The 10,194-nt window shown below is 62.1% G+C and carries 12 protein-coding genes; 6 read left to right on the top strand and 6 right to left on the bottom strand.

The window, feature by feature from the left end; all coding sequences use genetic code 11:
- Nucleotides 1–129: 129 nt before the first annotated feature.
- From Q0349_RS11630 to Q0349_RS11620, 3 genes are read left to right on the top strand one after another with little or no spacing between them, the layout of a single operon-like run.
- Nucleotides 130–408, top strand: a complete 279-nt coding sequence (locus tag Q0349_RS11630; RefSeq protein WP_298081145.1) for an RnfH family protein — start codon at nucleotides 130–132, stop codon at nucleotides 406–408.
- A 3-nt stretch (nucleotides 409–411) separates the two neighbouring features.
- Entirely contained in the window at nucleotides 412–1,269 is an 858-nt protein-coding gene (locus Q0349_RS11625; RefSeq protein WP_298081144.1) for an EamA family transporter, read from the top strand.
- Nucleotides 1,270–1,300: 31 nt separating this feature from the next.
- Complete coding sequence (locus tag Q0349_RS11620) at nucleotides 1,301–2,005, top strand: hypothetical protein (protein ID WP_298081143.1); 705 nt, start codon at nucleotides 1,301–1,303, stop codon at nucleotides 2,003–2,005.
- Between the two features lie 329 nt (nucleotides 2,006–2,334).
- Here Q0349_RS11620 and phnE (Q0349_RS11615) read toward each other — a convergent pair whose 3' ends face one another.
- The 6 genes from phnE (Q0349_RS11615) to Q0349_RS11590 form a co-directional block, all read right to left on the bottom strand.
- Entirely contained in the window at nucleotides 2,335–3,150 is an 816-nt protein-coding gene (gene phnE / locus Q0349_RS11615) for a phosphonate ABC transporter, permease protein PhnE (RefSeq protein WP_298081142.1), read from the bottom strand.
- Nucleotides 3,143–3,946 (bottom strand): phosphonate ABC transporter, permease protein PhnE, encoded by an 804-nt coding sequence (gene phnE / locus Q0349_RS11610; RefSeq protein ID WP_298081141.1) that lies wholly within the window; start codon nucleotides 3,944–3,946, stop codon nucleotides 3,143–3,145. Before phnE (Q0349_RS11610) ends, phnE (Q0349_RS11615) begins: the two co-directional genes overlap by 8 nt.
- The gene (gene phnC, locus Q0349_RS11605; RefSeq protein ID WP_298081140.1) at nucleotides 3,943–4,701 is read right to left on the bottom strand and encodes a phosphonate ABC transporter ATP-binding protein; all 759 of its coding nucleotides are present in this window, start codon (nucleotides 4,699–4,701) and stop codon (nucleotides 3,943–3,945) included. Before phnC ends, phnE (Q0349_RS11610) begins: the two co-directional genes overlap by 4 nt.
- A 24-nt stretch (nucleotides 4,702–4,725) precedes the next feature.
- Nucleotides 4,726–5,709 (bottom strand): phosphate/phosphite/phosphonate ABC transporter substrate-binding protein, encoded by a 984-nt coding sequence (phnD, locus tag Q0349_RS11600; protein ID WP_366916323.1) that lies wholly within the window; start codon nucleotides 5,707–5,709, stop codon nucleotides 4,726–4,728.
- A gap of 330 nt (nucleotides 5,710–6,039) precedes the next feature.
- Entirely contained in the window at nucleotides 6,040–6,957 is a 918-nt protein-coding gene (locus Q0349_RS11595) for a GyrI-like domain-containing protein (RefSeq protein WP_298081138.1), read from the bottom strand.
- Nucleotides 6,958–6,974: 17 nt separating this feature from the next.
- The gene (locus tag Q0349_RS11590) at nucleotides 6,975–7,751 is read right to left on the bottom strand and encodes an exodeoxyribonuclease III (protein WP_298081137.1); all 777 of its coding nucleotides are present in this window, start codon (nucleotides 7,749–7,751) and stop codon (nucleotides 6,975–6,977) included.
- A 317-nt stretch (nucleotides 7,752–8,068) separates the two neighbouring features.
- Between Q0349_RS11590 and Q0349_RS11585 the strand changes: the two genes are divergently transcribed.
- From Q0349_RS11585 to trxA, 3 genes are all read left to right on the top strand, one after another.
- Nucleotides 8,069–8,905: a transferrin-binding protein-like solute binding protein gene (locus Q0349_RS11585; protein WP_298081136.1), complete on the top strand. Its 837-nt coding sequence runs from the start codon at nucleotides 8,069–8,071 to the stop codon at nucleotides 8,903–8,905.
- A gap of 83 nt (nucleotides 8,906–8,988) precedes the next feature.
- Nucleotides 8,989–9,648, top strand: a complete 660-nt coding sequence (gene pyrE / locus Q0349_RS11580) for an orotate phosphoribosyltransferase (RefSeq protein WP_298081146.1) — start codon at nucleotides 8,989–8,991, stop codon at nucleotides 9,646–9,648.
- A 203-nt stretch (nucleotides 9,649–9,851) separates the two neighbouring features.
- The gene (gene trxA, locus Q0349_RS11575) at nucleotides 9,852–10,178 is read left to right on the top strand and encodes a thioredoxin (RefSeq protein ID WP_298081135.1); all 327 of its coding nucleotides are present in this window, start codon (nucleotides 9,852–9,854) and stop codon (nucleotides 10,176–10,178) included.
- Nucleotides 10,179–10,194 lie beyond the last annotated feature (16 nt).

Genomic DNA, 10,194 nt, shown 5'->3' with positions numbered 1-10,194 from the left:
CGCATTGGCGGGCGCGGGCAGTATTTTCGGCGTCATAAAAACGCTGACCGGCTTCCTTACCCTCGCCGGCATCCTGCTGCTCATCTTGCGCTGGCTGTGGCGCTATTACCAAGTGCGGCGGGGCTAACGATGACAACCATCCGCGTTGAAATCGCCTACGCCGAGCCGGAACGGCAAAAAATCATCACCCTCACCATGAACGAAGGCGCGACGCTCAAGCAAGCGGTCGAGCGCTCCGGCATGGTGCGCTTCTTCCCACATCTGGATTTGCAGAAGGCAACCTTTGGCGTCTTCAGCCTGCCGCGTCCGCTTGATTACGTGCTGCGCGACGGCGACCGCGTTGAAATCTACCGCCCGCTCATCGCCGACCCGAAGGAAATGCGCCGCCAGCGGGCAAGGCAGCGCTGAATCATGCCCCGCCACGCTCTGACCCTCTGCGCCACCGCGCTCGCCACCCTCATCTGGGGGTCCAGCTACTACGTCGCCACCGAATACCTGCCGCCCGACCGACCGCTCACCGCCGCACTCATCCGCTGCCTGCCCGCCGGATTGCTACTGCTGTTGTGGACGCGCGAATGGCCGCGCCGCGCCGTCGTGCCGCGCCTCGTCACCATCGGCGTGCTCAACATCGCCTTCTTCCAGACCATGCTCTTTGTCTCCGCCTACCGCCTGCCGGGCGGACTCGCCGCCATCCTCAATTCCACGCAAACGCTGCTGGTGCTGGCGTTGATGGCACTGGCGGGAATGCGGCCGCCCAAAGCGGCATGGCTGGCGGCCGCGCTCGGCGTCGCCGGTATCGTGCTGCTGGTCGCCAGCCCGCAAAACCGCTACGACCCGCTCGGCATCGCCGCCGCACTGGCGGGGGCGTGTGCGATGGCGGCGGGCATCTTCCTCACCAAACGCTGGCAGATGCACCTCTCCGTGCTGGCGTTGACCGGCTGGCAACTGACCATCGGCGGCCTTTGCCTGCTGCCGCTGGCACTCGCCGGTGAGCCGCCGCTGCCCGCACTTACCGCACGCAACATCGGCGGCTACGCCTACCTGTGCCTCTGCGGCACGCTGCTCGCCTACGTCCTCTTTTTCCGGGGCATCCGCTGGCTCTCGCCCGCGACCGTCTCCTCGCTCGGCCTGCTCAGCCCGGTCTGCGCCTTCGCCCTCGGCTGGCTGCTGCTCGACCAGCGCCTGGGTATCCGCGCGCTGACCGGCTTCGTGCTGGTACTCGCCTCCATCTACGGCGTGCAACGGGCGATGATGCACAAGGCGGAGTGAAGGCCGCTCTACATACCCGACCACATTCGCCATGCCCCGTTTTTTCCTCCTGCCTGAGCATACTTTTGATCTGTCCCGCCGCGACTGGGCGGGCAACGAGCAACACCTGATTGACCTGAGTGTGCAACGCCGGGGCGGCGTCGCCCTGGTGCATTGTGGGCGCGACGGCATCGTTGTACCGCGCAGTTACCGCAGCAAGCCGGGTTTCACTGCCGCCTGCGCCGCACTGGCCGCCGATGGGCTGCCGGTACACGTCCGCCTGAGCGGCGGCGGCGTGGTGCCGCAGTCGCCCGACACCGTCAATCTCTATCTCGCCTACCCTGTCGCCACCGCCTATCCGGTGGCTGCTGCCGAGCGTCATTACCGCCACCTTTGCGCGCTGTTGCAAAAGCTGTTCGCCACTTTCGCCATTGCGACGGATTATCAGGCGGTGCATGGCTCCTTCTGCGATGGCCGTTTCAACCTCGCCGTTGGTGGGCGCAAAATCGCCGGTACGGCGCAGTTCTGGCAACGCCGAAGCGGGGCGCAACTGCATACCGCGCTGGTATCGGCGGTGATTATCGCCGCCGCCGCGCCGGTGCTGACCGCCCGCGCCAACCGCTTTGAGGCAGCGCTGGGCAGCACGCAACGCTATCTACCGGAGCGTACGGTCGCCGTTGCCGACCTTGCGCCGGTCAGCGCTCACGAGGTCGCTGAAGCGTTGGCCGCGTTGGTGCGCGCGCCGGGAATGGTTTGACGACCGCTTCTGGCGCAAAAAAAAACCGGGCAACGCCCGGTTTTCTTGTATAGCCATCCACCGAAAGCCTCATACGGTGTTGCGTCGCCTGACCGGGCACCCTAAAAAATGGCGAAGCCATTTTTTAGGGAAACCCGCGCCGTACAACCGCGTACTGTCTTCAGCGGCGCGCCTTGTCTGAAACTTTCGGTGGATAGCTATAACACGGCGAGTTTGCCGCAACACCGTCGCCATGATTCGGACGGCACGCCGAGGCTGGATGCTGCGCGTAGGTTGGGTTAGGCGCAGCGTGTAATCCAACCTACAAAGGCGACGAATGGTAAACAGCGCTAGATCAGGCGGCGGCGGAAGTAGGTGATGACGATTTCGGCGATGACGACGACGGCGAAGATGGTCAGCAGGATGACGGCGACGCGATCCCATTCAAAGAGTTCAATCGCCGATTGCATGATCATGCCGATGCCACCCGCGCCGACCAGGCCGAGGACGGAGGATTCGCGCACGTTGATGTCCCAGCGCAGCAGCATGATGGACCAAAAGGCCGGTTTGACGGCTGGCCAGTAGCCGTAGAGGATTTGGCTGCTCTGCGTCGCGCCCGCCGCTTTCAGCGCTTCGATGCTGCCGCGCGGCACTTCTTCCAGCGCTTCGCCGAGCAGTTTGCCGATGAAGCCGACGGAGCGGCAGGCGATGGCGACGGTACCCGCCAACGCGCCGGGGCCAAAGATGGCGATGAAGAGCAGCGCCCAGACGAGCGAGTTGACGGAGCGGCTGGCGACGAGCAGCGTTTTGGCGAGGAAGTTGAGGGCGCGGTTGGGTGTCAGGTTGTGCGCGGCGAGGATGGATAGCGGCAGCGCGGCGACGAGGGCGAACAGGGTGCCAAGGGTGGCGATGTGGAAGGTTTCCAGCAGCGCCGCGTGGACTTCGAGGCGGTAGTAGGCGTAGTCGGGCGGGTACATCCGCTGCACCATGTCCAGCATTTGTTCCGGCGCGTCCCAAAGGAATTCCCAGATGACGTTGATGTGTTGCAGCGACAGCGCGACGGCGATGCCGATGCCCAGCCAGAAGGCGGTGCGGATGAGTTTTTCGGTGAGCGTGTGCCGTTGCCAGAGGCGTGCGGGGTGTGCCGCGGTGTTTGCGTCAGACATTGAAGATCCGTTTGACCGCGTTGGCGGCCAGTTCGCCGAGGAGGACGACGGCAATGATGGTGATCAGGATGGCGAGGACGAAGTCGTATTCGAAGCGCTGGAAGGCGGCGAAGAGGGTGCCGCCGATGCCGCCCGCGCCGACGATGCCGACCATGGTGGAGTTGCGCAGGTTGGCGTCCAACTGGTAGGTGCAGAAGCCGACGAGGCGCGCCATGACTTGCGGCAGGACGCCGTAGGTGACGACGGAGATGAAGGGGGCGCCGGTGGCGCGCACGGCTTCGATTTGTTTCATCGAGATTTCTTCGATGGTTTCTGTGAACAGTTTGCCGACGAAGCCGATGGAGGCGACGATGAGCGCGAGGATGCCCGCCAGCGGGCCGAAGCCGACCGCCTTGATGAAGATGATGGCGATGATGACCGGGTTGAAGGCGCGGCAGAAGGTGACGATGAAGCGCGCCGGCCAGGTGACCCAGGCGGGCATGAGGTTGCGCGCGCCGAGGATGGCGATGGGCAGGGAGAACAGTACGCCGAAGAAGGTCGCGAGCACGGCGATTTGCAGGCTTTCCACCAGGCCGGTGAGCAGTTGCGGCCAGTCTTTGAAGTTCGGCGGGAACATCCGCGCGAGGAAGCGGGCGCCGTTGTCGATGCCCTTGAGGAAGCGTTCGGCGGAGAAGTCGAGCTGGCCGAGGGCGTAGAGGCTGTAGGCGATGAGCGCGAGCGCTAGCAGTTGCGCCCCCAAGGAGGCGCGGAAGGGGCGGACGCTGGCAGGAAGCGGTGGGGTGGTCGGGGTGTTCATTGCAACCAGTCCTTGCCGCCGTAGATGGTATTCAGGTCGGCATCAGTCAGCGCCTCGGGCGCGCCGTCGAAGACGACTTTGCCGCCGTTCATGCCGATGATGCGGTCGGCATAGCGGCGCGCGAGGCCGACGTCGTGGATGTTGACCAGCACCGGGATGTGGTGGTCGATGCCTTGCGATTTCAGCAGCTCCATGATTTCCACCGAGGTTTTCGGGTCAAGCGAGGAGGTCGGCTCGTCTGCCAAGAGGATTTCCGGGCGCTGCATCAGGGCGCGGGCGATGCCCACCCGCTGCCGTTGCCCGCCGGAGAGGCTGTCGGCGCGCTGGTTGGCGAAATCGGCAAGGCCAACGATGTTGAGCAGACGCCAGGCGTAGGCGATGTCGGCGGCGGGGAAGCGGCGCAACCAGGCGTTCAGCGGCGAAACGTAGCCCAGTCGCCCGGTCAGCAGGTTTTCCATGACGCTCAGGCGTTCGACCAGATTGTATTCCTGAAACACCATGCCGATGCGCCGCCGCGCCTCGCGCAGCGCCCGCCCCTTGATGCGGGAAAGCTCTTCCCCCTTGAAGAGAATCGAGCCGTCGCTGGGGTCAATCAGGCGGTTGATGATGCGGATGAGCGTCGATTTGCCCGTCCCGGAAGGGCCGATAATCGCCGTCAGGCCGCTGTCGGCAAAGCTCAGGTCAATGCCTTTGAGTACCGGCGCACCGGGCTTGTAGGCCTTGGTCAGGCCGCTGATTTGCAAAATGGCGCTCATGGTTGTCTCTGCCTGTTATCAAGCCTATTTCTTCTTCGCGTTTTCGGCCTCATAGCCGCTGCGGTTCAAACTTTGCCCGGCGGCAGTCGCGACTTTACGCACCAGTTCCCAGTCTTTCTGGTAATTGGCGGGGAGGAAGCGGTCGCCACCCAGCCCTTTCGCCATTTCCGGCGGAATGCGGTAGTCGAAGAAACATTGCTTGATTTTGGCCACCAGTTCCGGGTTCAAATCATGCGCGTAGGCGTAGGAATCAGTCGGGAACATTTCGCTGGTATAGAGCGTCCTGAAATCATCGGCGCCGACCACACCGCGCTCGATCATGTGTTGCAACACATCGCTGGCGACGGGAGCCGCGTCGTAATCGCCTGATTTGACGCCAAGAATGGACTGGTCATGCTTGCCGGAATAGACCACCTTGTAATCCTTGTCGGGGGTAAGCCCCTGTTCGACAAAGAGCGCGCGCGGCGCGAGGTTGCCGGTGTTGGAAGACGGCGAGGTGTGCGCGACATTTTTGCCCTTCAGGTCGGCAAGCTGCTGGTAGGGGCTGTCCTTGCGCACGATCATATTGATGGATACGCCTTCAGGGCCTTTCTCCGTGCCGCGAATGGCGAAGGGGACGGCACCGGCGATATTGACCGCGAAGTTGGTCGGGCCGGTCGAAAAAGCGGCGATGTGCAGACGCCCGGAACGCATCGCCTCAATTTCCGCCGCGTTTGACTGCACTGCGAAAAACACCGTCTTGCGGCCAACGCATTGCGACAAATGCCCCATGAACGGCTGGAACAGCTTTTCATAAACGGTCGGGTCTTCCACCGGAGTGAAGGCGAAAACCAGCGTTTTCGGGTCGCGGAATTTCTTCGGGTCGGTTGGCGGATCGGCGACCATGTCATTGTCGGCGTCGCAATAAATCGCATCGAGATCGCCACGGTGCGGGCAGGCGTCATCTGCCGCCAGCGCGGTACCGGCAAAAGCCAGCCCCGCCGACGCGAGCAGACCGAGACGGAACATCGGCAACACATTGTGCCTGGCATCAAATTGCATCATGAGCTCCATTATGGATGTGGGGAGAGGCAAACCTTCAGGACCAAAAGCTGTTGATTCCTGCAAGGGGATAACCGCCTGAAAAACAAACGGTAGCGTTGAAAGATGCGCATCCGGCAGTGCGACAATTCACACATTTCAACAATCTAAACCTATTATAATCCACAGATAACCGCAGAAAAAAGTGGGGAATCCACAGTTTTTTATAACGATACTCACAAATTTCTGTGCCAGCCGCCGAAATGCGCTGACGGGCGCAAAAAAAACCGGGCATTTGCCCGGTTGTTGCCATGCGCTTTACAGCACTACCGCCACGCAAAAACTGACATCAGCCACGCCGCTGGCATCGTCGTAGTGGTGATAACGTTCAAAACAGGGACGGTTGTCGATTTCCAGCCGCGCGGCGATGACCGCCGCTATGATTTCTTCCCAATACACGCGGTACTGCGCCGGATCGCTGACCGTACGGCGAATGACGGCGTAACTGCCGCCGGGCAGCCGCTGCTTTTCGATATCGTCGGCGGTTGGCGCGTCTTCCGGCACGGTGAGGCAAATGTCGGTGCGGCATTTGTCGGCGGGCGTGATTTCCGGGCTGTCGAGGTAGATATAGAGACATTCGCCATCGGCCAAGCCGTGCGCGCCCGCCCATTGGTAGAGACGGTTGGTCGCAGCCGCATAGTTCTTGCCGTATTCGCCGACGACGCGGATGTAGGCGACGGTACATGGCGCGAGGGTGGTCGTTTGCATATCGCTGGTCATGGTTTGCTCCTGTGGGTTGATGACCGCGACAGTATCGCCCTGTGCCGGGCGGGCGGCGTGTCCCGTTTTGTGCAGCAGGTGTCCGATTTTGCTGTTTTGCAGGGTCGCGATATAGCTTGCGAGGTCGCGGCAGGCGCGCAGCTCGCTCGCGGTGATGCCGAAATGGGCGCGGAACGCCTTGGCCAGCGCCTGCGAGCTGGCGTAGCCGTGCTCAAGCGCGAGGGCAGTAATGTTAGCGTTGGCATCGTAAAAGAGCTGGCGTGCGATGTTTTCCAGACGCAGACGGCGCACGGTCGTAGCAGGCGTTTCGCCGACAACCGCTTTGTAGATGCGGTGGAAATGGTAAGGCGACAGCGCCGCCATGTCGGCAAGCGCGGTGAGGTCAAGCGGCTCGCGGTAATGCTGTTCAAGATGGCGGATGACCGGGCGTAGGCGCCTGGCGTAATCGGTGGGCATGGCGGTGCGGGAAAGGTTCACCCCTGCAAATCGCGGTAAGTGATGATGAGCGGCGCGTGGTCGGAGAAGTTTTCGCCGGTGTAAACGCTGGCGCTTTCCACCTGCGCGGCGAGGTTGGCGCTGACAATCTGGTAGTCGATGCGCCAGCCGACGTTGTTGGCGCGGGCGTTGCCGCGCTGGCTCCACCAGGTGTATTGCTCCAGTTCGGGGTGGACGAGGCGGAAGGCGTCGCGAAATTCGCCTGCGAACAGCTCGGACAGCCAGGCGCGCTCCTGCGGCAGGAAGCCGCTGTTTTTCAGGTTGCCTTTCCAGTTTTTCAGGTCTTTTTCGGTGTGGGCGATGTTGATGTCGCCGCAGAGGATGAGGCGCTCGCCCGCCGCCACCCGCGCGTTCAGCCACGGTGCCAGTTTCGCCATGAAGGCTTCTTTTTTCGCCTGACGCTCTTCGCCGCTGGTGCCGCTGTGCATATAGAGGCTGATGAGCGCGAAGCCGGGGTAACGCGCCTCCAGATAGCGCCCCTCGCTGTCGATTTCCGCCCAGCCGATGCCGTGCTGCACCTGTTGCGGCGGGTGTTTCAGGTACAATGCGACGCCGCTGTAGCCCTTCTTTTCCGCGTCGTGGTAGTAGTTGTGCGTGAGCGGAAAATAGGTGCTGTCGCCTTCCAGTTGCGGCAGTTGCGCCTTGGTTTCCTGGATGCAGACGGCGTCGGCGTCCTGCGCGCCGAGCCATTGGAAGAAGCCCTTGCGCGCGGCGGATCGGATGCCGTTGGCGTTAAAGGTGATGATTTTGAACATTTTTTTGTGCTTGTGAGGTAATTGATGCTGGCAGTCTATCAAAAAGATTTCTTGCGCGCGGCGCCCGTGGCAGTACCCCGCGCCATTTATTTACATACACCTGAGCGCTCAATGTGTATGTATAGCGATGCAAGCAAAGCCCCTGCGCCTTGCTACAGAACCCTGTTTGTATCGCATGAATGAGCCCCGGTACACGTCGCCACGGGCTGAATGGCAAACACGCCCTGGCGCGGCAAAAGGCGGTGCCATACAGAGGAAAGTCCGCTAGAATTGCGCGCGCCCGCAGGGGCGCTTTTTTATTTGAAAGGAATGTTTTTATGAAGAAATCCATACTGATGGCTTGTGTTTGTGCCGCCGCATTGTCGCTTTCCGCGTGCGGTGGCGGCGGTGACGACAGCGACGCGCAACCTGCCGATCCCAAGGCTCCCCCCGCCGTCCCGAACCCGTCCGCCCAGTCTGGCAATGTCAATCCGTCACGCCAGCCCGCCACTCCCACCGCCCCGGCACCTGCCGCGTCGCCGGCCATTGCGGGCGCAGCCCTGACCGCCGAACGGAATGATTTGACGACTGCCCGCCGCGTGGGCGTCAGCGGCGACCGCAATTCGGTCATCTCCATTAACGGCCACAATATTACCGTTGCCCGCCCGGAGTTTGAGGCACAGAATTTCGGCACGCTCTCCGATGACGGCAAAAACCGCACCGTTACCAACGGACGCAATATCCTGAGTTATGTCCGCTTTGGCTTCCATACGGATTTTGACGGGAAACAGCACCATGTGTTTGCCGTCGGCGACGCGACCCCCGCTGACAAGGTACCCACGGACGGTGATACTTACTATATTGGCCTCAGTACCTTTGCGATGGGCACCAACCCGGCTTTCCGCACCGGGCTTTCCTCGTTTCATGTGAATTTCGGCGAAAAAACGATTGACGGCGAAGTCTATGGCGACAGCCGCGTCAACCCGATTGCGCTGGGCGGTACCATCAACGGCAATGCGTTCAGCGGCGTCAAAAACGGCGTGGAAATGCAGGGGCAGTTCTACGGCCCCGCAGCCGAACAGGTGGGCGGCGTCTTCAAGGGCACCGCCACCGATATTCCCGGTATCGACGAACCGACGCCGGTGATGGGTTCTTTCGGCGCGAGAAGGATGTAATCCGCCTTTTGCAGCCCGCCCCTTCGGGCGGGTTTTTCATTAAACATGATGATTTTGAAACTATTTTTTTGAGGCAAGTGATGCTGGCAGTCTATCAAAAAGATTTCTTGTGCGCGGCGCTGGCGGTGGCGGCGCTGAAATTCGGCGATTTCACCCTGAAATCGGGGCGGCAAAGCCCGTATTTTTTCAACGCGGGCGCGTTTGCCACGGGCGAGGCGCTGACGGTAATGGCGCGCGCTTATGCGGCGACCGTGCTGCGGCTGCGCGACGAAGGCATCGCCTTTGACGCGCTTTACGGCCCGGCGTACAAGGGCATCCCGCTGGTGGCGGCGGTGGCGGTGGTGCTGCACGCCGAGCATGGGCTGTCGCTGCCGTGGACGTTCAACCGCAAGGAAGCGAAAGACCACGGCGAAGGCGGCACGCTGGTCGGCGCGCCGCTCGCGGGCAAACGGGTGCTGATTCTCGACGACGTGCTGACCGCCGGTACCGCCATCCGCGAATCGCTGACGGTGCTGCGCGCGGCAGCCGCCGAACCGGTCGCGGTTGTCGTCGCGCTTGACCGTCAGGAAACCGTTGATGGCGGCGACACCGCCCTTGCCCGCCTTGCCAACGCGGAAAAACTCACCACCGCCGCTGTCGTCACCCTCGATGACCTGCTGCAATACATCGGCAGCGATGCCGCGCTCGCCGCCCATCTGCCCGCGATGCAGGCCTACCGCGCCCGCTACGGCGCACGCGCTTGAAAAGCCCTTTTTTCGCCGCCATTTAGGCGCGGCAGTAGGAAACAGGCGGCGAAGCGGCTATACTGCGCGCCGCTTTCCCGCCGCGCCTCCTGCGCGGTTCTTCTTTACCCGCCGACGCGAATCCCCCTTTAACTTCCATCCCCTGCGGTGCAATACCGCAGCGCCGATTCGCCGTCCGCACACATCCCAACCGGAGACTATCCATGAGCAAACCTATCGCAGTCAGCGAGGCCAACTTTCAGGCCGAAGTAATTGGCGCCAGCGTACCCGTCATCGTCGATTTCTGGGCGACCTGGTGCGGCCCGTGCAAGGCCATCGCCCCCGAACTCGAAGCCCTTGCCGCCGAAACCGACGGCAAGCTAAAAATCGTCAAGGTCGATGTTGATGCGAACAACGACCTCGCCGCACAATACGGCATCCGTTCCATCCCGACGCTGCTGCTCTTCAAAAACGGCGCGCACGTCGATACCCACATCGGCCTTGCGAGCAAAGAAGACCTGCTGAACTTCGCCAAACCGCATATGTCATGACCCACCCGCCCCCGCA

It is taken from the genome of uncultured Cardiobacterium sp. (genome assembly GCF_938028185.1).
Taxonomy (GTDB): Bacteria; Pseudomonadota; Gammaproteobacteria; order Cardiobacteriales; family Cardiobacteriaceae; genus Cardiobacterium.
This window is presented reverse-complemented; position numbering and strand designations above follow the sequence as displayed.

Excerpts from the sequence above, each read along its gene's own strand:
- Q0349_RS11630 (WP_298081145.1), top strand. The coding sequence starts at position 130 with ATGACAACCATCCGCGTTGAAATCGCCTACGCCGAGCCGGAACGGCAA.
- Q0349_RS11625 (WP_298081144.1), top strand. The coding sequence starts at position 412 with ATGCCCCGCCACGCTCTGACCCTCTGCGCCACCGCGCTCGCCACCCTC.
- Q0349_RS11620 (WP_298081143.1), top strand. The coding sequence starts at position 1,301 with ATGCCCCGTTTTTTCCTCCTGCCTGAGCATACTTTTGATCTGTCCCGC.
- phnE (WP_298081142.1), bottom strand. The coding sequence starts at position 3,150 with ATGTCTGACGCAAACACCGCGGCACACCCCGCACGCCTCTGGCAACGG.
- phnE (WP_298081141.1), bottom strand. The coding sequence starts at position 3,946 with ATGAACACCCCGACCACCCCACCGCTTCCTGCCAGCGTCCGCCCCTTC.
- phnC (WP_298081140.1), bottom strand. The coding sequence starts at position 4,701 with ATGAGCGCCATTTTGCAAATCAGCGGCCTGACCAAGGCCTACAAGCCC.
- phnD (WP_366916323.1), bottom strand. The coding sequence starts at position 5,709 with ATGTTCCGTCTCGGTCTGCTCGCGTCGGCGGGGCTGGCTTTTGCCGGT.
- Q0349_RS11595 (WP_298081138.1), bottom strand. The coding sequence starts at position 6,957 with ATGCCCACCGATTACGCCAGGCGCCTACGCCCGGTCATCCGCCATCTT.
- Q0349_RS11590 (WP_298081137.1), bottom strand. The coding sequence starts at position 7,751 with ATGTTCAAAATCATCACCTTTAACGCCAACGGCATCCGATCCGCCGCG.
- Q0349_RS11585 (WP_298081136.1), top strand. The coding sequence starts at position 8,069 with ATGAAGAAATCCATACTGATGGCTTGTGTTTGTGCCGCCGCATTGTCG.
- trxA (WP_298081135.1), top strand. The coding sequence starts at position 9,852 with ATGAGCAAACCTATCGCAGTCAGCGAGGCCAACTTTCAGGCCGAAGTA.